Source organism: Mycolicibacterium vinylchloridicum, assembly GCF_013404075.1.
Lineage (GTDB): Bacteria > Actinomycetota > Actinomycetes > Mycobacteriales > Mycobacteriaceae > Mycobacterium > Mycobacterium vinylchloridicum.
On the sequence record NZ_JACBJQ010000047.1, the window covers coordinates 8,728 to 30,085 of the forward strand.

Sequence of the window (21,358 nt, forward strand, 5' to 3'; positions counted from 1 at the left end):
CATCGGCAACGATGTCGCCGTTGGTGGTGATCGTCGCGTCGACGTCGACGCAGGCAAGATCGATGCCTTCTGGTTGGGTCGCTGCTTGGGCCGCAGTCGCGTCATGGACACCTGCGGTCAACGGCAGGCACCTCCTTAATCGCTGGCACGGCTGCTCCCCCCAGCAAAGTTCGAGCTTGGTTGTCGTGCGTTTACCAGCGGTACGAGTACGTGCGTTGTACCAGCGGCACAGTGCGTGTGTTCACGGAAAGAAGTTCAGTGTGATGTACGCCACAATCGAACGTCAAGGCCTGTCGAGGCTTTGCCCGGCCGCCTGAACCGACCCAAGAGTTGCGGCAAGGTCAATAACGTGCGACGACGCGTGCTCGAGGCGGCAGCGGCCGTAAGTTCCCTGGCTCGGCGCTACTTCGTGTCCGCCGACGACAGCTTTCGGCCCCGGCGTACGGCCTGAAGCGGAGGGTGAATGCACAGGGAATTGACAGTAAGGCCAATTCGTGGCGGTACGGAAAAAGGATCCGCGCCCGATCGTGGCTGCGAGCGCCGAAGTCAGGCCCGTCGCCGGGGACGGTTACCGCACACCGCCGTGTTCACATTTCGCGTATGCCGGGGCCGCGCGCCGTTCGGGCAAATACCGCTACGAGCCGGTGCGATTGTCTATCAGATCGTCAAAGCCCGGCGAACGGCCGCGCATCTGCACTAGGGTTCGGGCGAGTTGGACAGACTAGGCGGGGGTCATGGCGAGCGCAGTGTGCGGGCACGTGCCGGGGGCGACCGCGCTCGAACGTCATGCCGGTCAGCTCTGAGCGCATCGGCGCGGGGGCTGGGCGCACGCGAGTAGTCGACTACATCGTCGAACACCTGACCCGGCGCGGCGTCCGTCACCTGTTCGGGGTGGACGGCGCCAACATCGAGGACCTCTACGACGCCGCGCACGCCTGCGCCGAGTTCACCGCGGTGGTGGCCAAGCACGAGTTCTCCGCGGCCGCCATGGCGGACGGCTACAGCCGGGCCGGCGCCGGTATCGGCGTCGTCGCCGCGACATCCGGTGGCGGCGCCCTCAACACCATCGCCGGCCTGGGGGAGTCCTATGCCAGCCGGGTGCCGGTGCTCGGGCTCATCGGTCAGCCGGCGACCACGACCGACGGGCTCGGATCGTTTCAGGACACCAGTGGCCGGAGCGGCGCACTGGACGGGGAGGCGTTGTTCTCGGCGGTGTCGGTGTTCTGCCGGCGGGTGCTGCGCCCGGCCGACATCGCGACCGCGTTGCCGCAGGCACTGGCTGCCGCGACCACCCTTGGCGGGCCTGCGGTGTTGTTGCTGCCCAAAGATATTCAGCAGGCCGTGCTCGAGGCCCCGGTCGACGACGATTCCGACGTCCCAGCGCGCCACGCAGGGGACGTCGGCGCGCTGGTCGAGCTGCTGCGCGGCGTGGCCGGCCCGGTGATGATCATCGCCGGTGACCAGGTGGCCCGCGACGATGCCCGCGCCGAACTGGAACACCTGCGTTCGGTCCTGCGGGCGGGAATCGCCGCGGTGCCCGACGCGAAAGACGTCGTCGCGGCCCAATCCCCCTTGGGCGTGACCGGGGTGATGGGGCACCCCGCGGTGAGTGCCGCACTGGCTCAGAGCGCGGCATGCCTGCTCGTGGGCACCCGTCTGCCGCTGATGGCGCGCGCAGGCCTGGAGGAGGTGCTGGGCTCACGGCCGATCGCGTCACTCGGATCAGCGTCGCCCTACCTGCCTGCCACCCACGTCGACAGCGACGACCTGCGCGCCTCCCTGCGCGAGCTCGCCGCCGCGTTGGGCGACAAGGACTGGCCGGACCCAGAGTCTGTGACACCCGGTGAGCTGACGCCGCCGGCCCACGCCGGGGCGGGGGTGCGTTACCGCGAGGCGATGCTGGCACTGGATGAGCTGCTGCCGGAGGCGGCCGACATCGTGGTCGACGCGGGCAATATCGGCGCGGCCGCGATTCACTGGCTGCCGGCCCGCCGCGACGGCCGCTTTCTGGTGGCCCTCGGGATGGGCGGCATGGGGTACAGCTTCGGCGCCGCCATCGGGATGACGATGGCACGCGGACGCCGCACCGTGGTCATCGCCGGTGACGGATCGTTCTATATGCACGGCATGGAGATTCACACTGCACTGCACTACCGGCTTCCGGTCACCTTCGTGCTGTTCGACAACCACGCCCACGCGATGTGCGTCAGCCGTGAGCAGCTGTTTTACGGTGACCGCTACAGCTACAACAGGTTTGGCCCCAGCCGGCTCGGGGCCGGGCTGGCCGCGATGTTCCCGGCACTGCCGTCGATCGATGTCACCGACGTCGGCGAACTGCGGGTGGCGATCAAGGCCGCACTGGACGTCGAGGGTCCGTCCGTGGTGGCGATCGACTGCTCGGCGGACGAAATTCCGCCCTTCACACCATTTCTGGCGAAGACGAAGGAAAACTGATGACACTGCCTGCGCTCGAGGACATCACCACTCACCACGGTGGCACCGATCCGATTCCCGGGCTGATGCGCATCGAGACCTCGCCCCGCGAGAAGGCCACACCGGTCCTCATGGAGATGATCCACGCGGTCTACCCGCATGACGACGTGTTCGGCGAGTACTGCACGGTCAACGATTTCATCGACTGCCCGCCCGACGAGCTGTTCGACTACCTGTCTGACACCCGCTCGCTGGAGGAGTGGACCTACAGCCTGCGTGGGTTCACCCCCACCGACTCCGACGGCCTGTGGCTCGCCTATGACCGCTTGGGCAGTGAGACCGAGATCTACACCCGCACAGTCGCCAACCGCGAGGCCCGCACCGTCGACTATCACTGCGCCTGGGACCAAGGGCGGCACCTGTGGATGATCTATCTGATGCGCGTGGTGGACGCGCAGCTGGTGTTCAACAAGCCCGGCTCGGTGGTGCTGTGGACAAATTGCCACCATCCGTTCTACGACGACAATCCGTATCCCGAGACCGCCCCGCCGGAGCGCCCGGTCTGGGTCGGTGACTTCTGGGAGATGTTCGGTGCGGGCCATCTCCTGGAACTGAAGAATCTCAAGGCAATTGCCGAATACCGGCACCACAACGGGCTGCCCGTCACACCGGACTGGATGCGGACATCATGAGCCCGGCCGGCGCCCAGCCCACCGTCAGCCTGATCGACGTCGCCACCTACCTGCCCGAAAACCGGGTTCCCGCGCAGTGGTACGCGCAGTTCAGCGAAAACGACGATCTGCGCGACAACCCGATGTTCCGGCCGCCGGACTTCCGGCACCACGCCGCCGACGACGAATCCAACGTCGACATGATCGAACGCGCCGTCGCCGAACTGGTAGCCCGCCACGGGGCCGATGTGCTGGACGAGGTCGACGTGCTGTTGACGCACTCGCAGCTGCCCGATCTGCCGATCCTCGGTGCGGGCGGCGAGGTCGCAAAGCGAATCGGCATCAGTCCCGAATGGATCGTCGACGTCCACAACGGCGGGTGTGCCGCATTTGTGTTGATGCTCAAGCTTGCTCGTCAGCTGCTGACCAGCGGAGCGGGCCGCACGGCGCTGATCGCGGTCGCGCAGAACGCCGCAGGCAAGATCTTCGAACAGGATCAGGTACGCAAGCTGGCCCAGGCGTCGGTACCCGGCGACGGCGCGGCGGTGGGCTTGGTCACCCTGTCGGACAGCTCACCGGTGCTCGACATCGAATGCCGGTATTTCGGTGAGAACGCCACCGATATGACGTTGGCGGCAGACCCCGCTCGGCGCTGGTGGGAAGCCGGGCCGGGGCAGGGCTACGTCGGGTTCAACGAAGGCAAGATCATCAAGGTGCTCGCCCGCGGCAACCGGCAGGTGCCCTCGGTGGTCCGCGCGGTGTGCGACCGCATCGGGGTGAAGCCGGGTGACCTCGACCTGCTCGTCACCAATCAGCCCAACCGGCTGCTGTTGCGGAACTGGAATGAGGCGCTGGGCATCTCACCGGAGCGGCACCCCGACACCTTCCACGAGTGCGGCAACCTGTTCGCGGTCGCCATCCCGGTCAACTTCGAGGCCGCGATTCTCGACGGCCGGATCGGCGCCGGTGACATCGTGATGATGGCGGGGTTCGCGCACGCCGGCGATTTCGCGGGCGCGGCCGCCATCCAGTGGGGTGGAACGCGGAGATGACGGCGACGCTGGCTGGTGTCACCCGAGAGATCATCGAGCTCATCGAGTCCGAAACCGATGGTGCTGCAGTCACTCTCACCGCCGACTCGGGCCTGCAGGACGCCGGCATGGATTCGGCCCGGGTGTTGTCGCTGGTCTTCCGGATCGAAGCCCGCTACGACATCGACCTGGACGCCGAGGACGGCGACGACCTGCGGACCATCGGCGAGCTGGCCCGGCTGGTGCTGCGCCGGATCCAGGAACGGTCATGACAGCCGCACCGATCCGGCCCAAATTCGAGACGCTGACCGAGATGCTCGATGCCGCAGCGCAAACCGAACACAGCCTGTTCTTCGTCGATCGCAATGAGAACGACACCGAGGTTTCGATGGCTGAGGTCCGCCGGCAGGCGCGCGATCTCGCCGGTGGTTTGCGGGCGACCGGTGTGAAGGCGGGCGATCGTGTCGCGCTGGTGCTGCCGACCGGTCCGGACTTCGTCGCCGGCTTCTTCGGCGTGCTGTACGCAGGCGCCATCCCGGTACCGTTGTACCCACCGGTGCGTTTGGGCAAGCTCGACGAGTACCGCGACCGGACCGCGGCGATGTTGCGTGCGGTTCAAGCCGCCCTGGTGATCACCGAAGACCGGATCCGCCCGCTGCTCGAGTCGGACGAGGCCGGCTGTCGCACCGCAGCCGAATTGAGGGGCGCCAGTGGCGACGACGTCGCGCTCGCCGCAACCGATCTCGCACTGATCCAATTCTCCTCGGGCACCACCCATGACCCCAAACCCGTCGCCCTCACCCACGAAAACCTGCTGTACAACATGGCCGCGATCGCCGACTATTTCGCCCGCGCGGGCATGCCGGAACAGGTGGGCGTCACGTGGCTGCCGCTCTACCACGACATGGGGTTGATCGGAAACCTGCTGACGGCGTTCTATCTTCCGCGGCCCTTGGTGTTGTTACCGCCGGAACTGTTTCTTGCCGTACCCGCGGCGTGGTTGCGTGCCATCTCGCGGCACCATGGCACGATCACCGCCGCACCCAACTTCGCTTTCGGCCTGTGCCTGAAGCGGATTCGCGACGAGGACCTCAACGGCGTCGACTTGCGGTCCTGGCGGCTGTGCCTCAACGGCGCGGAGCTGGCCAGCGCCGAGGTTCAGCGCCGATTCAGTGAACGCTTCGAACGCTGGGGGTTCGACGCGCAGGCGTTCACCCCCGTCTACGGCCTGGCCGAAGCGTCGTTGGCGGTCACCTTCAAGCCACCGGGCAGCCCGGTCAAGCTGTTCGAGCTCGACAACAAGGAGGTGGTGAGCACCGGTCGTCCCCTGGCCGGCGTCGAGGTCGAGGTCCGCGCGGACGATTCCCGGCGATTGCCCGAGGGGGAAGTGGGCAACATCTTCGTTCGGGGGCCGAGTGTGATGGCCGGCTACTTCGGCCGCGGCGACCTCACTCCTCACGTGTTACATGACGGTTGGCTGGACTGCGGTGACCTCGGATTCATCCATGACGGTGAGCTTTTCGTCTGCGGACGCAGCAAGGAGACCGTGATCATCCGCGGAGCCAACCACGCACCGCAGGATTTCGAGGCGGCACTGGACGGGCTGGCCGGTGTTCGCACCGGATGTGCGGTGGCTGTCGGGTACCGGCCCGTCGACGCGGACGACGAGGCGCTGGCCATGCTCGTCGAGACCACCGCCGACGCCCCCGACAGCCTGGCGGTCGACGTGGCCACCCGGGTGTTGCAGCGCACCGGCATCGCCGTCGGGCACGTCGAACTGGTGGCGCCAGGCACGTTGCCGCGGACGTCCAGTGGAAAGCTGCGTCGGCTCGAGGCGCGCACACAGTGGCTGGCGGGAACGCTGACACCGTGTTAGCGGGCATCGCCGCACTCGCGATTCGCGCTCCCCGGCGGATGATCGCAATCGCGCTACTCGTTCTGATTGCGACAGCCGTATTCGGTGTTCCGGTGGCCGGCAAGCTTTCCGCGGGCGGACTCACCGATCCCGGCGCGCAGTCGTCACAGGCGAGGACAGTGCTGGCCCGTACCTTCGGGCAGGGTGACATGCCGCTGCTGATCACCGTCAGCTCGCCGGCCGGCGCCGATTCGGCCGCGGCGCGTGCGGTGGGTACCGAGATCGTGCAGACGTTGAGCCAGTCGCCCAGCGTGGCGACGGTGAGCTCGCCGTGGACCGCTCCGCCGTCCGCCGTCGGATCGCTGATCAGCAAGGACGGCACGATCGGCGTCATCGTGGCCGGTATCACCGGCGGTGACAACGATGCGCCCAAGAACGCCGGGGTGCTGATCGACAAGGTGGTGCACGACCGCGACGGCGTGACTGTGCGGGCCGGCGGTGAGGCGGCGATGATGCTCCAGATCACCCAGCAGAGTGAGAAAGACCTGAAGCTCATGGAAGGCATCGCGATTCCGCTGAGCTTCCTGGTTCTGGTCTGGGTCTTCGGCGGCCTGGTTGCCGCCTCGCTGCCGCTGGCGGTGGGCGCTGTGGCGATCTTCGGGGCGATGGCGGTGTTGCACGTCGTCACGTTCGCCACCGACGTCTCGATCTTCGCGCTCAATCTCGCTGTGGCACTGGGGTTGGCGCTGGCCATCGACTACACGCTGTTGCTGCTGAGCCGGTTCCGGGACGAGCTGGCAGCCGGTGCGCAGCGTGACGATGCGCTGATACACACCATGGTGTCCGCCGGCCGAACGGTGTTGTTCTCCGCGATGACGGTCGCGCTGTCGATGTCGGCCATGGTGCTGTTCCCGATCTATGCACTCAAGTCGTTCGGCTATGCGGGCGTCGCCGTGGTCGCATTCGCTTCTCTCGCAGCCATTTTCGTGACGCCGGCGGCCGTCGTGTTGCTCGGCGACCGACTGGACTCGCTGGATCTTCACCGGTGGTTGCGGCGTCCGGCCGCCGCAGCGCGCCCGGTGGAGGAAAGTCCCTGGTACCGGCTGGCGATGTTCTCGATGCGCAGGGCGGTACCGGTCGGGGTGGCGATCGTTGCGTTGCTGGTGCTGCTCGGCGCGCCATTCCTGGGCGTCACATGGGGGGTCCCCGACGACCGGGTCCTGCCGACCTCGAGTTCAGCTCACGTCGTCGGCGATCAGATGCGCACACAGTTCGCCGCTGACCTGGAAAAGAACCTGACCATCGTCATACCGGATGTGAAGAATCTCAGTGCGGCCGAACTCGACACCTACGCGGCCGCGCTGTCGCAGGTGCCCGACGTGTCATCCGTCTCGGCCGCAGGCGCCACCTTCGTCAACGGCGCGTCCGTGGGTCCGCCGACGGCGGCGACCGCGATCACCGGCGGCGGCGCCTTCCTCACCGTCACCAGCACCGCACCGCTGTACTCCCAAGCATCCGAGACCCAGCTCGACCGGCTGCAGGTAGTTCGGCCACCCGCGGGGCGGCAGGTCCTGATCGGTGGGACCCCGCAGATCAACCGGGACACCGCCAGCGCCATCGCATCCCGGCTGGGGGCGGTTCTGGCGATCATCGCCGGCGTCACCTTCGTACTGCTCTTCATGATGACCGGCAGCGTCGTGGTGCCACTGAAGGCGTTGATACTCAACGTGTTGTCGCTGTCCGCCGCATTCGGCGCGCTGGTGTGGATCTTCCAGGACGGCCACCTCGGCGCCCTGGGCACTACGTCGACCGGAACTCTGGCGATCAGCATCCCCGTCCTGCTGTTCTGCATCGCCTTCGGATTGTCGATGGACTACGAAGTGTTCCTGGTGGCACGCATTCGCGAATTCTGGCTGGCGAGCGCCAAGACGGCCGCCGACAACGACAGGAGCGTCGCGCTCGGGCTGGCCCGCACCGCCCGGGTGATCACGGCCGCCGCGCTCATCATGGCCATCACCTTCGCGGCGCTGTCCGGTGCGCAGGTGTCATTCCTGCGGATGCTGGGCGTGGGACTGACGTTGGCGATCCTGGCCGACGCCACTCTCGTCCGCGTTCTGCTCGTTCCCGCCTTCATGCACCTGATGGGCCGATTCAACTGGTGGGCCCCGACATCGCTGGCGCGCCTGCATCAACGGGTCGGAATCCGGGAGGCGCCCCATGCCTAAGGCCGCCAAGGTGCCGCCCGCCTGGCTCGCCCGCGGAGTCGAGTGGGCACGCCATCACCTGCTGCTGCTGCATCAACGGATGCTGCCCGCGCCCATGGCGATGATGGAGCTGGTCGTTTCGGGTTGGCCCGCGCAGGCGATCACCACGGCCGCGCAACTCGGAATCGCCGATGCGCTCGCCGACGGGCCACTGCCCATCGACGAGCTGGCCGAGCGGGTGGGCGCCAACCCCGACGCGCTGCGAAGGCTGATGCGCGCATTGATCGGCCGAGGCATCTTCCGGCGCCGCCGAGACGGCCGCTACGCGCTGAATCCCCTTGCCGCCACCCTTCGTTCGGATGCGCCGATTTCGCTCAAAGGGGCCGCGATGTTCCAGGGTTCGCAAGAGCAGCGTGAACGCTGGACGCTGCTCACCGACTCGGTGCGCACGGGCGAATCGATCGTGCCGGCATTGCGCGGCATGGACGGGTTCGACTACCTCGTCCACATTCCCGACCACGCGGACCTTTTCGACCAGACGATGACGAGCCTGGCGCAGATGACGCTGGCCGTCGTGGTGGCCAGCTACGATTTCGGCGCGCATCGCACCATCGTCGACGTCGGCGGGGGACAGGGTGCGATGCTGGCCGCCATCCTGCGGTCGACGCCCGGATCGAAAGGCGTTCTCTACGACGTGCCGCGGGTGGTGGCGGGCGCCCCGGAGTTGTTGCGCGCCAACCATGTCGCCGACCGCGTCGACATCGTGGAAGGGTCGTTTTTCGAGCATGTTCCCAGCGGGGGAGATGCCTATCTGCTGAAGAACGTCATCCACGACTGGCCGGACGAGAAGGCATTGCAGATCCTGCGCAATGTTCGGGCGGCGACGGAGCCCGGTGCCACGCTGCTGCTGGTCGAGATGGTCGTTCGAGAGAACGGCCGCGACGGCCCGGAGAACTGGGTGGATCTGGAGATGCTGCTGAACCTCGGCTCCCGTGAGCGCACTGCGGAGGAGTACCGGAATCTGCTGGCGCAAGCCGGGTTCCGAATGACCCGCGTGGTCCCGACTGCCTCACCGCTGAGTGTGGTCGAGGCGATCGCCGATGGCGTGTCACCCGGCTAGGCGGCGGAGCCCGTGATGGACATCGCCACCATGCCCCGCGGCGGGTTCGACGCCACCTGGCTGGACCGACGTCTGCAAACCGACCGTCCGGAGTACCTGGACCGAGACGATGTGGACGACCGCATCAAACGGCAGGTGATCTGGTCGCTGGACTGGATGGGCCGGATCCTGCGCGATCACGAGCATCTCGCCGCCCGAGCCCTGCCGCTGGTCGCAGATCGCTCCGCCCCGAAGATCCTGGAATTGGGGGCGGGCCACGGCGCCCTGTCCCGCACAGTGCTGAGGATGCATCCCACCGCTGCGCTCACGGTCACCGACATCGACCCGGTCTCGGTGTCGAATATCGCCGCGGGCGACCTGGGCAGCCACCCGCGTGCCGTCGTGCGCCAAGTCGACGCCACCGCGATCGACGCGCCCGACCGCTCGTACGATCTCGCGTTGTTCGCCCTGTCGTTTCACCACCTGCCGCCCGTCCAGGCCGCGCGGGTTCTGGCCGAGGGAACCCGGGTCGCGGACAAGCTGGTCGTGTGCGACCTGCGCCGCCCGCCGGCGCCGGTGCACCTACTCCGATTGGCGTCGATGCTGCCGTTCGTGTTTCTGCCGTTTGCCCACGACGGGCTGATCAGTTCGCTGCGCGCCTACAGTCCTTCGGCGTTTCAGGTGTTGGCCGCGCAGGCCGACCCGGCGATCACCCTCGAATTCAGCAGGCTAGGGCGCAACCAGGTCGTCGTGGCGTCGAGGACGACGTGAACGCGCTGGCAGCACTCGGCCGCGCGGCCTGGGCCGGCCTCGACCCGGAGGGGTTCTTCCGGCGTCACGCGGCCGACCCCAAGCCGTTCCCCGTGCGGTTTCCTGGACTCGGCGAGGTCCTGTTCTTCTCGACCGCCGACGGCGCGCGCGATATCCTCACCGCCCCCGGCACGCATTGCCGTGCCCCGCTGCCGAACCCGATCGAACCCGTCGTCGGACCGAACTCACTGATCCTGCTGTCCGGCGAGGCTCACCGGCGAGCCCGAAGCGTCCTGACACCGCCGTTTCGCGGTGAACTCATGCGCTACTACGTCGATCTGATCGCGGAGGTTGCCGCCGAGCAGATCGCTGATCTGCGGCCGGGCGACCGATTGCTGGTCGGCCAGGCGGCCCAGAACATCACTCTGGACGTGGTGATCCGCGTCGTGTTCGGGGTGACGGATCGTGGGCTTCGCCGCGAGTATGCCCGGGTGACAACGCAATTGCTGCGGTCCGGCAGCGCGACGTTGATGTTGGTGCCCTGGCTGCGCCGCGATATCGCCGGGCGAGGGCCGTGGGCCCGCCTGGTCGCCTTTCGGGCCGAGCTCGACGCGCTGCTGTCGGCGCAGATCGAAGAGCGAAGGGGCAGTGGCGAACACGGCAGTGATGTGCTCGGGCTGATCCTTGACGCCACCGACGACGAGGGCAAGGTCCTTGGCGATGACGTTCTGCGGGAACAGCTTCGGACGATGCTGGCCGCCGGGCACGAAACCAGTTCGACGTCGCTCACGTGGGCGCTGTACCACATCCACCGCGACGACAACATTCGCGCACGCGTCATCGCGGAACTCGCGGCCGCGGACACACCGGCCGAGATCGCCGCGCTGCCGTACCTCGGCGCGGTGATCTCCGAGACGCTGCGCGTGCATCCGACGGTGCCGATCGTATTGCGCAGACTCACCGTCCCGCTCACCGTCGATTCCGTCGCCTGTTCACCTGATGACATAGTCGGAATCGCACTTCCCGCATTGCATTTCAATCCTGGTGTGTGGCAGGACCCTGAGTCGTTTTGCCCCGAGCGATTCCTCGGTGCCAGGCCGTCACCGTTTCAGTACGCCCCGTTCGGTGGCGGGTACCGTCGTTGCATCGGCGCGGCGTTCGCACACAACGAGCTGGCGGTGGCGCTCGGTACCATCATGAAGACCGTCGAACTGCGGGCCCGCGACGACGGGCGGCCGCCTCGCGCGGTGCCCCGCGGTATTGCCACCAAACCCGGCCGCGAGATCGCGCTGGACGTGATCGGGCGGCGTTAGTCACATGCGCCGGGCGTGGGGGCTTTCGGTGGTCGTCGCGCCGATCCTCACCGAGATCCCGCACTCTCGGCGCCTGGTCACTGGCGATAGGTCGCCAGGAACTGCCCGATTCGCTCGACGGTGGATTCCAGCTCGTCGGCTTGCGGCAGGGTGACGATCCGGATGTGGTCGGGCTCAGGCCAACTCAGGCCCGTGCCGGGAATGATGTGGATCCTCTCCTGCAGCAGCAGATCCAGGACGAACTGCTCGTCGTCGCGGATCGGATACACACTGAGGTCGATCTTCGGGAACGCGTACAACGCGCCCCTGGGCTTGACACACGAGACGCCCGGAATCGCATTCAAGGCGACCCATGCGCGGTCCCGCTGTTCGTGCAATCGCTCGGTGGGCAACGTCAGATCGCACCCTGAATGGTCGGCATCGAGTGCGGCCCGCACCGCTTGCTGGGCAGGCACATTCGCGCAGCGGCGCAGCCCCGCCACGGTCGTCAGCCCGCCGAGATAGCTGGTGGCGTGATCGGTCGGCCCGGACACTGCGAGCCAACCGGCCCGAAATCCCGCGCAGCGGTAGGCCTTGGACAGGCCGTTGAACGTCAGGCAGAGCAGATCCGGCGCCAGCGACGCCGTCACGGTGTGGGTGGCGTCGTCGTAGAGGATCTTGTCGTAGATCTCGTCCGAGCAGACGATGAGATTGTGCTCTCGGGCGATCTCGAGGATGCCGGTCAGCACCTGGGGCGGGTACACCGCGCCGGTCGGATTGTTGGGGTTGATGATGACGATCGCCCGCGTGCGCGCGGTCACCTTCGCCGCGATGTCGGCGATGTCGGGGTACCAATCCGATGCTTCGTCGCACCGGTAGTGCACGGCCCGGCCGCCGTTGACGTTGACCGCGGCGGTCCATACCGGAAAGTCGGGAGCGGGCACCAGGACCTCGTCGCGGTCTTCCAGAAGTGCCGTCATCGCCATCGTGATCAACTCGGAGGCGCCGTTGCCGAGGTACACGTTCTCGGCGTCGACATCGGGGACTCCGCGCGAGGCGTAATACTGCGCAACGGCACGGCGCGCGGTGAGCAGTCCCTTGGGCGATGTGTATCCGGCCGACCGGGACAGGGTGTCGGCGATCTCGCGGATCAGTTCGGCAGGTGCTTGGAAGCCGAACTGATAGGGATCGCCCGCATCCAGTCGCATGACGTGATGTCCTGCTGCCTCGAGCCGGGCCACCTCTTCGGTGATCGGCCCCGGGGTTTCATGCGACAGGTTGGACAGCCTGCTCGACTGGGCGAACTTCATGCGGTTCCTTTCACCTGTCAATCCGCAGGTCAACCCCGTTCGCGGGCTGCGTATTGACAGATGCGTCAAAGCCTAGCGTCCAGCGGCTGCCTGACCGAGCGATCAGGCGACAGCACGTGGGAATGAGCGCTGGAGTCCGGTGAACGCCCCAGGCTGTGCGGGGGCGATGGAAACGGACTGTCCCGCCGATCATTGCTCTGTGCTGCTTGAACTTTCGTAACGGCCATTCCTTCAGGCTCAGCGATCGCGCGGCTCGCAGTTCAGCAAGAGAATGTCCCACCCCCCGTTTGCGATCACGTCATCCGGGTTAGAGAGGAGGTATGACCGGCCACGAAATGCTCGTGGACCGCTACGCGCTACGCGGGACCCTGGGGCGCGGCGGCATGGCCGAGGTGCGCGACGGGTGGGATACCCGGCTCAACCGACCGGTGGCGGTGAAACTGCTGCATCCGGCGCTGGGCGCGATGCCCGACCTCCGGCGCCGCTTCGAAGACGAGGCCCGGTCGGCGGCTCGGCTCTCGCACCAGAACATCGTCGTCGTGTTCGACTTCGGTGTGCACGAGGGCAGCCCCTTCATCGTGCTGGAACGGTTGCCCGGCCAGACGCTGGCCGACCTCATCGCCGCCGGCCCGATGCCGCCGTGGCGCGTTCGCAAGATGCTCGACGACGTCCTGGCGGGCCTTCAGGTCGCGCACAGCGCCGGAATCCTGCATCGCGACATCAAACCGGGGAACATCCTCGTGTCGGCGCCCGGCGACTGTATGAAGGTCGCCGACTTCGGCATCGCGAAAACCGGCGATGGCGCGCCCACCACGACCGGCCAGATCGTCGGGACCATGAGCTACCTCAGCCCTGAGCGCCTCACCGGCGCACCCGCCTCGGTGGGTGACGACCTCTACGCGGTCGGGCTGATGGCCTACGAGGCCCTGCTGGGCAGACGGCTGTTCGCACAGGACAATCCAGCCGCGCTCGCCCGCGCGATCATCGACAACCCGCCACCGCCGGTGGCCGCGATCTCCGCTGGTACCGATCCGTTGCTCGCGGCGGTCATCGATCGTGCGATGACGCGAAACCCGATGCAGCGCTTCGGGAGTGCGGCACAAATGCGTGCGGCGCTGGCAGGTGACCGGACTGCATTGTTCGACCTCTCGGCTCCGGGCCCCGGTCGGCCGCCGCCTGGAACGAAAATGCTGACGGAACCGCCGGTCCCGGCTGGTACCTATCTGCCGCCACCGCGACCTCGGCCGCGCCGAGGCAAGGGCCGGGTGTATGCGTGGGCGGCTGCCGCAGTGGTGGCCCTTGGCGTCTCGGCGGTGGCAATGGCGATGGATTCACCGTCATCGACGGCACCGCCGCCGCAGCCGGTGGGCACCAGCACACCGGTTCTTCCGACGACGACGGTCGCCCCGCCGCCCAGTCCGGTCGTCGCGCCGCCGGCGCCGCCCGGACAGCACGATCAGGGCGGCCGAGGACACGGGAAGGGCGACAAGAAACGCGGGTAGTCCCGGGGGGTGGTTCGGGCTCCATTGGTCAGTAATCCCCGGTCAGCGCCCACCCGGCGCTAGTATCGACTCGCTACACCGGGACCGTGCGCCGCACGGATGAGCCGTACTAGGGGAAGGCGGCCTGCCAATTGGAGTGGCCGTTCGTTGCCCGCTCGGCAGAGATCAATCAGGCGATCGACGCCGTCGACAACTCGTCGTTCAGCGGTGTGGTCTTCGTCGGGGAAGCCGGAGTCGGTAAGACAGCGCTGGCGCGCCAGGTAGCTGAACGGTTCAGCAGCCGCGGGATGCGCACTCACTTCGTGTTGGGCACCCAGACCTCCCGGGACGTTCCGCTGGCCGCCTTCGCCGGGATCGTGCAGATCCCGGGCGCGCTGGAGCCGATCCGCTTGCTCGCCGCCGCGCACGATGCACTCGACAGCGTTGAGAACCTACTGCTGGTGGTCGACGACGCGCATTTGCTCGATCCGCTGTCGGCAATTGTCGTGCACCAGCTGGCCGTGCGTGGGGCAGCGACGCTGATCGTCACCATGCGGTCGGAAACCGAGGTTCCCGACGCCATCACCGCGCTGTGGAAAGACCAGTACCTGCGCCGCATCGAGGTGGGCACGTTCTCGCACGCCGATACCGGGCGGCTGCTCACCGAGACACTCGGCGGCCCTGTCGCCGGAACCGTCGTCGACCAGCTTCACGAATTGTCTGCGGGCAGTCCGCTGCTGTTGCGCGGCCTGCTGGACACCGCGGTGGACGACGGCGCCCTCACCGACGACACGGGACGCTGGCGGCTCACCCACTCACCGCGGCTGGGCTCCGACATCGAGCAACTCCTCGAGTCGCGTGTGCGCGGGCTGCCGCCGAACGAACGTGATGTTCTCGAAATCGTGGCAGCGGCAGAGGTTCTGGACTGGAATGCGCTTCGCGCGATGTGCGATATCGACTCGATCAGCGACGCCGAACGGCATGCCGTCATCCACGTGATCAGCGACCCGCTGCGCATGCGTGTCCAGGTGGCCCATCCGGTGCTGGCCGACGTCGTGCGCAGGGGCTGCGGGGTGGCCAGACTGCGGCAGATCAATACCTCGCTCGCACAGAGATTTTGGTCGCTGGTGGGCGACCTGGACCCGAATGCGACCAGGGATCCGCGGCTGGTCATCGAACTCGCCCGGCTGATGATGAACAGCGACGCGACCCCGGACATCAACCTGATCATCGACGCCGCCGAGAGTGCGATGACGATGTCCAGCCTGACACTCGCCGAGCAATTGGCGCGGTTCGCCTACGAGAACGGCGGGGAACTGCGCGCCGCGATCGCGCTCGCGGATGCGCTGGGCTGGCAGGGTTTCAACGAGCAGGCCGAGGAGCTGTTGGCGACGTTCGATCCGCGCGACGAGGTGATGCTCGTCCGCTGGGGGTGCCTGCGGGCGACGAACCTGTTCTTCGGCTGCGGGCAGCGTGCGATGGCCGAGGAGGTTCTCGGCACGGTCCGGTCTCGTGTCACGATGCCCGCTCTGCGCAGCTATGCGCTGGCGGTCGAGGCATCGATCGCGTACTTCGCCGCTGATCTGGACACCGCGGATGCGGCGAGCGCCGCTGTGATCGCCGACCCTGATGCGATGCCGATGGCTGTCCTGTGGGCGGCGGTTCCGGCTGCCGCGTCGGCGAACCTGCGCGGGCGGCCGGAGGTGTTGGCGGCCGCGGCCAGCCGGGGTGCTGATGCGGCACTTCACTGTGCGTCCGGACCACAGCAGTATGCGATCGCGTTGTCAGAGGCGCTGTCGGCGCTCAACCACGGCGACATCGCCGGCGCCCAGGCCATCGTCGACCGGCAGCAGGCCGGGGCGCACGGGGCCCCGCATGCGGAGGCGATCGTGGCGGCGATGGCCGGCCGGGTCGCGCTCGCGGCGGGTCGCCCGCAGGCGGCCTGCGACTGGCTGCAGCGCGCACTGTCGGCGATGGTGTCGACCCTGTCGGGGGGATGGGTGCCTCTGGTCGCCGTCTGGACCGTTCAGGCTGAAGTCCTGCGCGGTGACAGCGGTGCGGCCGCACGGGCGCTGAGCGTGGCCGAAAACGCATGGGGACCGGCGGTGGAGGTGTTCCGGCCGTCGCTCGAGCTGGCCAGGGCGTATCACAGCGCCGCCACCGGGGCGATCGCCGAGGCCCATGGTGCGATCGAACGGGCCGCCGAGGCCGCCCGCCGCTGCGGTATCACCACCGGCGAGATGGAGGCCCTGTACACCGGCATGCGGTTCGGAATGGAACCTGATGTGGCTCGCATCAAAGCCCTTGCAGACCAACTGGATTCTCCGATCGCGGTCCTTGCCGCCGCCCACGCCGAAGCGCTGGTGGCCGGCGATGGTGACAGCCTGGACCGGGTGGCCGCCGAGTGGGAATCACTGGGCATGGCGGCGCACGCAGCCGACGCGTTTGCCGCGGCGGCGGTGGCACACCGCCGGGCGGGCGCTCGGCTGCCCGGGCTGCAGTCCTCGACGCGGGCACATTGGCTGGTCAGCACCTACGGATTGCACACTCCGGCGACGGCGACCGGCGGAGTTCCGCTGCCGCTCAGCGGCCGTGAGCGGGAGATCGCCACGCTGGTCGCCAGCGGCTGGTCGAACCGGCAGATCGCCGAACACCTGGTGGTGTCGGTCCGCACGGTGGAAGGACACCTGTACCGGATCTACAAACAGCTGGGAATCAACGAACGCGAACAGCTGATCCGTCTCATGCGCAACGCTGATCCCGAGGCGCGCTAGGACGGGTGCGAGAACTCGGGGTTTCCTACCGGTGTCCGCGATTGGTCGTCGTCTGACGATGCGGCGGGCTCGTCCTCGACCGGATGAGAGAACAGGGAATCCACTGGGTTTCCTTTCACGCGCAGGCCGACTCGAAGTCGCCATCGGCTGTCATTGGTAATTCGCAGAGTGGATCGCCCATGCCGATGACACGCGAAACGCAGTGCGAAGGTTCGATGATCCACGTGACGTTTGCTCTGCGGCACCGCTCATCGATGTGGTAGAGAGCTGAAATGCCAGCGCAGTCAAAGAAACTCACCTGGGTCATGTCGAGAGTCAGGCGCTTGCAGTTGCCCGCGCGGCCGAGGGTGTAGTGGCTCAATTGGTGCGCTGTGCACATGTCGACGTTGCCGGCGACGGTGATCCGAACGTCGGTCGGCGAAAGCCATTCCGTGAAGAGTTGTAACGGGTTTCGGGTTTCGCAATCTATGGGCGACCCGGAAAGAGGAGAAAACACTAGACGGCTCCAATGAGCACTAGAAGGGAGAAACAAGTCTGGGTGGGACGCGCCCGAGAGGCTCGCACAGCGGGTGCAACGCACACCGCATGCCTGCGACGAATACCGCGGCTGGACAATCAACCTTTCACGAGCCTACACCCACGGGGAGCTTATTGCGGCACGGCGCGGTGTTCGCCCGAGTCAGGAGCAGGGTGAATCGCCGGGCGTGTAGTAGGGGACACCGTCGTTGGTCAGGCACGGAGGCCGTCCGGCAGCGGCTTGAGCTGCGGCGTCGAAGGCGTCTGCGACCGGTACCGCGTTGGCCGGCTCCGGGTCGGCGATCCCGGGGCCGACTTCGACGTCGGGTCCGACGACGATGTCAGGACCGACAACGACGTCGGCGTGTGCGACGGGCGCCAGCAACAGTGCTGTGGCCGCGGCCGCGGCGGCGAACAGTGTCTTCATCCTTGTCGTTTTACTCGCATTGGCTGAGTTTGGTGACATTACGTCGCACACTTTCCGCTGATTTCCTGGGCGATGACATCGCCTCTGGGCTCAGGTTCGGCCACGCGTACCACGGCCAGATGTGTGCGCGCGTCAAGTGCGGTATATCTATCCGCATGGCACTGAAGGCGGTTTCGCTGGCATCAGTTCTTCTCGCGGGTGCCGCAGCTGTCTCGATCGTGGCTGCTTCGCCGGCCGCCGCCGACCCAGGCTGTGTCAACCCCGATGGCAGCCCGTGTTCGGTCGGCACGGCAGGCCCGAATGGCGCATCGGGCAGCATTCCCGGCGGGCCGGGTGGCACGGCCGGTCCCGGTGGCGTCAGCGGATCGATCCCGAACGGACCCAGTGGTTCGGCGTGGCCGGGCGGGGCCACCGGTTGCATTCCGTACGTGGGCTGCTACTCGGTCGGAAGATAGCCGGGAAAACCGGCTAGCCCCAACGGTTCTCGCTGACGAACTCTTCCAGTGGGCGGCCAAACGTCCACTCGTCGATCTCCAGGGCGGGACGGTCGGGAAAGTCGGGCACCGGTCCGAGGCAGAGGATCGCGACCGGCTCGGCATCGGCGGGCATATCGAGCAGTTCGGCCAGACGCCGTGGATCGAAGATCGAGACCCAGCCCATGCCGAGTCCTTCGGCGCGGGCTGCCAGCCAAAGGTTTTGGATGGCGCAGGACACCGACGCCAGATCCATGTGCGGCATCGTGCGTCGGCCGAAGACGTGGCCGTCGCGATCGTCGCCGAGCGCGACCACCAGAAGCTCCGCGCAGTCGAGGATCCCTTCGACCTTGAGCGCCAGGAATTCGGCGGCCCTGGCGCCCAATGCAACCGCGGTCTGCCGACGTTCCTCGTCGACCAGCGCGTGGATCTTGTCGCGCAGACCGTCATCGGTGATCCGCAGGAACCGCCACGGCTGCATCAGACCGACACTGGGCGCGGCGTGCGCTGCGGCGAGCAAGCGCGCCAGCACCGTCTCGGACACCGTGCTGCCCGGACGGAACCTGCGCATATCGCGCCGCTCGTGGATCACGCGGTAGACGGCGCGGCGCTCCTCGTCAGAGAACGCGTGCTCGGTCACCGGGTCATCCTAGAGAGCGCCACAGAGCGGTAACGACGGGCGCGGTCTCACGGTTCGCAGGCGCAGTTCCGGCTAGGCTGATAACCCCGGTGAGGCAGCGCCGCCGCACCGTCCAAGGGGGAGTGATGTCGGTATCCCATGCGGCCGTTCTCAGCGGCCCCACGTTGCCGCCCAGCCACATCGTCGAGGTCAAAGCCGCCGACGGCACGCGTCTGCACACCGAGGTCTTCGGGCCCGAGGACGGCTACCCGATCGTGCTGGCGCATGGCATCACCTGCGCCATCCGGGTCTGGCACGAGCAGATCAACGACCTGTCGCGCAGCTACCGGGTGATCGCCTACGACCACCGCGGACACGGCCGCAGCGGGCTGGCGCACCGGTCGGCCTACAGCCTCGGGCACCTGGCCGGTGACCTGGATGCCGTCCTGTCGGCCACCTTGCGACCAGGGGAGCGGGCCCTCATCGCCGGACATTCGATGGGCGGGATCGCAATCAGCGCGTGGTCGGACCGCTACCGGCATCGGGTCGCGCACCGCGCCGACGCCGTCGCCCTGATCAACACCACCACCGGTGACCTGCTCAAAGAGATCAACTTGCTGCGGGTGCCGACGATGCTGGCCGGCGGTCGCTCAGCGGCCGCGCGCCGGATGATCAAGACGTTCGGCGGGGCGCCGCTGGTCCGCGGCGCCCAGCCCGGCAGCCGCTGGTTCGTCGCGATGATGGCCGTCGGCGCCGGGGCAGACCCCGCGGTCGCGCGCCTGATCCACGATCTGTTCGCCGCCACCCCCGCTGCCGGACGGGGCGCCTGGGCACGGGCACTCGTCGACGAGATGGGTCCGCGTCATATCGACCTCACCGGCCTGACCGTGCCGACCCTGGTCATCGGCAGCACGCACGATCGGCTGCTGCCGATGTGCCAGGCCCGCAAGATCGCCGACGCGGCGCCGAACCTGGCCGAACTGGTCGAGGTACCCGGCGGACACTGCGCGATCCTGGAGCATCCCGAGACCGTCAACGCGCATCTGCGCGCACTGGCCGAATCGGTGAGCGCGCAGCGCCGTATCAGCTCCTAGAGCGTCGCGGCGACCTCGGCCGCCGCGCGCTGACCGGAGCGCACCGCGCCGTCCAGGAAGCCGGTCCACTCGTCAGCTGTCTCGGTGCTGGCCCAATGCAGCGGGCCGATCGGCTCACGCAGTAGCGGGCCGAATTCCGTCCATGCCCCTGGCGGTACCGCTGCCGTCGGCCCGCCGGGCGCGAAAGTCTCTGCGCCCCAACAATGGTCGAGGTATTCGATCGGATTCTCCGCGTCGGGTCCGAACAACGCCGCGAAGCCGGCGAGCGCCTTCTCGCGACGCTGTTCGGGGGCGAGCGCGTCGAACCCGCGGGAGTCGACGAAGCCGAGCAGCACTCCGGGGCCGTCGTCGCCGGGGCTCACATCGAAGGTGATGAACACCGGTCCCTGGTCGGACAGCGCCTGACCGGACAGGCGTTTGTCCCGCCAGAACGGCCGGGTGTAGGCGGCGTAGGCCTTACTCAGCGCGCCCTGCGGCCAGCGCTGGGCCAGCTGCTGGTAGCCGATCGGCGGGGGCGGCGCGATGTCGATGCCTTGCCGGTGGGCAGGGGGAATCGCCAGGATCGCGCGGCGTGCCTCCACGACGCCGCCCGAGGACGTGACGGCCACCGCGTCGTCGGACCACTCGATCCGGGAGACGCTCGCGTTGAGCCGGACTCGCTCACCCAGCTCGGCGGCCATCTTGAGGGCGATCTGCTGGGTGCCGCCGGGGAAGTGGTCCTGCTGGGCGCCGCCGACCACGTCGAGCATGCGGTCCAGCCCGCCGGCGGCGTTGACGTAGCGCACCGCGTGCAGCATCGAGACCTCGTCGGGTTCGGCGCCCCAGGTCACGCGGGCCATGATGGCCAACAGATCCCGCGACGACGCGCTGGCGCCCACCGAGTGCAGCCAGCCGCCCAGGGTCGTGCCGTCGAGCTGCTTGGCCTTGGGCGCCGCCCACGGTTTCCTGATGTCGACGGTGCGCGCGAGCCGATCGACCTGCCATTGGATCCGGGCGATGTCGAGCAGTTGGAGTACCCCCAACCGGGGCACGGTGCCGTGGTACGACCGCACCTTGCCCCGCCAGCGGATGAGGTTGGCGCCCTCGCAGTAGGTGGGCTCGGTGGGGCAGTCGAGTTCCTTGGCCAGCGCCAGGACCGCGTCCTGGGTGGGGCCGACGAACGTGCCGCCGAGATCGACGGGAACTCCGGCCAGCGTCGTGGTGCTCGATCGTCCGCCGACCCGGTCACGACCCTCGAGCACCACCACGTCGAATCCGTCTTTTACCAGCTCACGTGCGGCAACCAGGCCTGAGAAGCCGGCGCCGATGACCACAACGTCATAACCCACT

At 67.7% G+C, this 21,358-nt stretch carries 18 protein-coding genes; 13 read left to right on the forward strand and 5 right to left on the reverse strand.

Features of this window, described 5'->3' with window-relative positions; genetic code table 11:
- Window positions 1–786 precede the first annotated feature (786 nt).
- The 9 genes from HPC46_RS26940 to HPC46_RS26980 are packed head-to-tail and all read left to right on the forward strand — an operon-like array spanning window position 787 to window position 11,356.
- Window positions 787–2,454 carry a thiamine pyrophosphate-binding protein gene (locus tag HPC46_RS26940; RefSeq protein WP_179475247.1) on the forward strand — a complete coding sequence of 556 codons (1,668 nt, stop codon included), beginning with the start codon at window positions 787–789 and terminating at the stop codon, window positions 2,452–2,454.
- Window positions 2,454–3,125, forward strand: a complete 672-nt coding sequence (locus HPC46_RS26945) for a DUF8713 domain-containing protein (RefSeq protein WP_179475248.1) — start codon at window positions 2,454–2,456, stop codon at window positions 3,123–3,125. The genes HPC46_RS26940 and HPC46_RS26945 overlap by 1 nt, the downstream gene beginning before the upstream one ends.
- Window positions 3,122–4,156 carry a 3-oxoacyl-ACP synthase III family protein gene (locus tag HPC46_RS26950; RefSeq protein ID WP_179475249.1) on the forward strand — a complete coding sequence of 345 codons (1,035 nt, stop codon included), beginning with the start codon at window positions 3,122–3,124 and terminating at the stop codon, window positions 4,154–4,156. Before HPC46_RS26945 ends, HPC46_RS26950 begins: the two co-directional genes overlap by 4 nt.
- Window positions 4,153–4,407: an acyl carrier protein gene (locus HPC46_RS26955; RefSeq protein ID WP_179475250.1), complete on the forward strand. Its 255-nt coding sequence runs from the start codon at window positions 4,153–4,155 to the stop codon at window positions 4,405–4,407. The genes HPC46_RS26950 and HPC46_RS26955 overlap by 4 nt, the downstream gene beginning before the upstream one ends.
- Complete coding sequence (locus tag HPC46_RS26960; protein ID WP_179475251.1) at window positions 4,404–6,011, forward strand: AMP-binding protein; 1,608 nt, start codon at window positions 4,404–4,406, stop codon at window positions 6,009–6,011. The genes HPC46_RS26955 and HPC46_RS26960 overlap by 4 nt, the downstream gene beginning before the upstream one ends.
- A complete protein-coding gene (locus HPC46_RS26965; protein WP_179475252.1) occupies window positions 6,005–8,215 on the forward strand; it encodes an MMPL family transporter in 2,211 nt (736 codons plus the stop codon). The genes HPC46_RS26960 and HPC46_RS26965 overlap by 7 nt, the downstream gene beginning before the upstream one ends.
- The gene (locus tag HPC46_RS26970) at window positions 8,208–9,314 is read left to right on the forward strand and encodes a methyltransferase (protein ID WP_179475253.1); all 1,107 of its coding nucleotides are present in this window, start codon (window positions 8,208–8,210) and stop codon (window positions 9,312–9,314) included. The genes HPC46_RS26965 and HPC46_RS26970 overlap by 8 nt, the downstream gene beginning before the upstream one ends.
- Window positions 9,315–9,329: 15 nt before the next feature.
- A complete protein-coding gene (locus HPC46_RS26975) occupies window positions 9,330–10,064 on the forward strand; it encodes a methyltransferase domain-containing protein (RefSeq protein WP_179475254.1) in 735 nt (244 codons plus the stop codon).
- On the forward strand, window positions 10,061–11,356 hold the full coding sequence (locus tag HPC46_RS26980; protein ID WP_179475255.1) for a cytochrome P450: 1,296 nt from the start codon (window positions 10,061–10,063) through the stop codon (window positions 11,354–11,356). The genes HPC46_RS26975 and HPC46_RS26980 overlap by 4 nt, the downstream gene beginning before the upstream one ends.
- A gap of 77 nt (window positions 11,357–11,433) precedes the next feature.
- On the opposite strand, the gene HPC46_RS26985 is transcribed toward HPC46_RS26980, so the two are convergent.
- Window positions 11,434–12,645 (reverse strand): pyridoxal phosphate-dependent aminotransferase, encoded by a 1,212-nt coding sequence (locus HPC46_RS26985; protein WP_179475256.1) that lies wholly within the window; start codon window positions 12,643–12,645, stop codon window positions 11,434–11,436.
- Window positions 12,646–12,965: 320 nt separating this feature from the next.
- On the opposite strand from HPC46_RS26985, the gene HPC46_RS26990 reads away from it, so the two are divergent.
- Window positions 12,966–14,147, forward strand: coding sequence for a serine/threonine-protein kinase (locus HPC46_RS26990; RefSeq protein ID WP_179475257.1), 1,182 nt, complete (start codon window positions 12,966–12,968; stop codon window positions 14,145–14,147).
- A 131-nt stretch (window positions 14,148–14,278) separates the two neighbouring features.
- Window positions 14,279–16,900, forward strand: a complete 2,622-nt coding sequence (locus HPC46_RS26995; protein WP_179475258.1) for a LuxR C-terminal-related transcriptional regulator — start codon at window positions 14,279–14,281, stop codon at window positions 16,898–16,900.
- Window positions 16,901–17,015: 115 nt separating this feature from the next.
- On the opposite strand, the gene HPC46_RS35170 is transcribed toward HPC46_RS26995, so the two are convergent.
- Together HPC46_RS35170 and HPC46_RS27005 are read right to left on the reverse strand one after the other, a co-directional pair.
- On the reverse strand, window positions 17,016–17,396 hold the full coding sequence (locus tag HPC46_RS35170) for an STAS domain-containing protein (RefSeq protein ID WP_179475259.1): 381 nt from the start codon (window positions 17,394–17,396) through the stop codon (window positions 17,016–17,018).
- A 183-nt stretch (window positions 17,397–17,579) separates the two neighbouring features.
- Window positions 17,580–17,843, reverse strand: a complete 264-nt coding sequence (locus HPC46_RS27005) for a hypothetical protein (protein ID WP_179475260.1) — start codon at window positions 17,841–17,843, stop codon at window positions 17,580–17,582.
- Window positions 17,844–17,998: 155 nt separating this feature from the next.
- On the opposite strand from HPC46_RS27005, the gene HPC46_RS27010 reads away from it, so the two are divergent.
- Window positions 17,999–18,298 carry a hypothetical protein gene (locus HPC46_RS27010; protein ID WP_179475261.1) on the forward strand — a complete coding sequence of 100 codons (300 nt, stop codon included), beginning with the start codon at window positions 17,999–18,001 and terminating at the stop codon, window positions 18,296–18,298.
- Between the two features lie 13 nt (window positions 18,299–18,311).
- On the opposite strand, the gene bluB is transcribed toward HPC46_RS27010, so the two are convergent.
- Complete coding sequence (gene bluB / locus HPC46_RS27015) at window positions 18,312–18,956, reverse strand: 5,6-dimethylbenzimidazole synthase (protein WP_179475262.1); 645 nt, start codon at window positions 18,954–18,956, stop codon at window positions 18,312–18,314.
- A 125-nt stretch (window positions 18,957–19,081) separates the two neighbouring features.
- Here bluB and HPC46_RS27020 point away from each other — a divergent pair, with 125 nt between their 5' ends.
- Complete coding sequence (locus HPC46_RS27020) at window positions 19,082–20,029, forward strand: alpha/beta fold hydrolase (protein ID WP_179475263.1); 948 nt, start codon at window positions 19,082–19,084, stop codon at window positions 20,027–20,029.
- Here the strand turns inward: HPC46_RS27020 and HPC46_RS27025 are convergent.
- Window positions 20,026–21,357 (reverse strand): flavin monoamine oxidase family protein, encoded by a 1,332-nt coding sequence (locus HPC46_RS27025; protein ID WP_179475264.1) that lies wholly within the window; start codon window positions 21,355–21,357, stop codon window positions 20,026–20,028. The genes HPC46_RS27020 and HPC46_RS27025 overlap by 4 nt on opposite strands.
- Between the last annotated feature and the right edge of the window lies 1 nt (window position 21,358).

Excerpts from the sequence above, each read along its gene's own strand:
- HPC46_RS26940 (WP_179475247.1), top strand. The coding sequence starts at position 787 with ATGCCGGTCAGCTCTGAGCGCATCGGCGCGGGGGCTGGGCGCACGCGA.
- HPC46_RS26945 (WP_179475248.1), top strand. The coding sequence starts at position 2,454 with ATGACACTGCCTGCGCTCGAGGACATCACCACTCACCACGGTGGCACC.
- HPC46_RS26950 (WP_179475249.1), top strand. The coding sequence starts at position 3,122 with ATGAGCCCGGCCGGCGCCCAGCCCACCGTCAGCCTGATCGACGTCGCC.
- HPC46_RS26955 (WP_179475250.1), top strand. The coding sequence starts at position 4,153 with ATGACGGCGACGCTGGCTGGTGTCACCCGAGAGATCATCGAGCTCATC.
- HPC46_RS26960 (WP_179475251.1), top strand. The coding sequence starts at position 4,404 with ATGACAGCCGCACCGATCCGGCCCAAATTCGAGACGCTGACCGAGATG.
- HPC46_RS26970 (WP_179475253.1), top strand. The coding sequence starts at position 8,208 with ATGCCTAAGGCCGCCAAGGTGCCGCCCGCCTGGCTCGCCCGCGGAGTC.
- HPC46_RS26975 (WP_179475254.1), top strand. The coding sequence starts at position 9,330 with ATGGACATCGCCACCATGCCCCGCGGCGGGTTCGACGCCACCTGGCTG.
- HPC46_RS26985 (WP_179475256.1), bottom strand. The coding sequence starts at position 12,645 with ATGAAGTTCGCCCAGTCGAGCAGGCTGTCCAACCTGTCGCATGAAACC.
- HPC46_RS26990 (WP_179475257.1), top strand. The coding sequence starts at position 12,966 with ATGACCGGCCACGAAATGCTCGTGGACCGCTACGCGCTACGCGGGACC.
- HPC46_RS27005 (WP_179475260.1), bottom strand. The coding sequence starts at position 17,843 with ATGAAGACACTGTTCGCCGCCGCGGCCGCGGCCACAGCACTGTTGCTG.
- HPC46_RS27010 (WP_179475261.1), top strand. The coding sequence starts at position 17,999 with ATGGCACTGAAGGCGGTTTCGCTGGCATCAGTTCTTCTCGCGGGTGCC.
- HPC46_RS27020 (WP_179475263.1), top strand. The coding sequence starts at position 19,082 with ATGTCGGTATCCCATGCGGCCGTTCTCAGCGGCCCCACGTTGCCGCCC.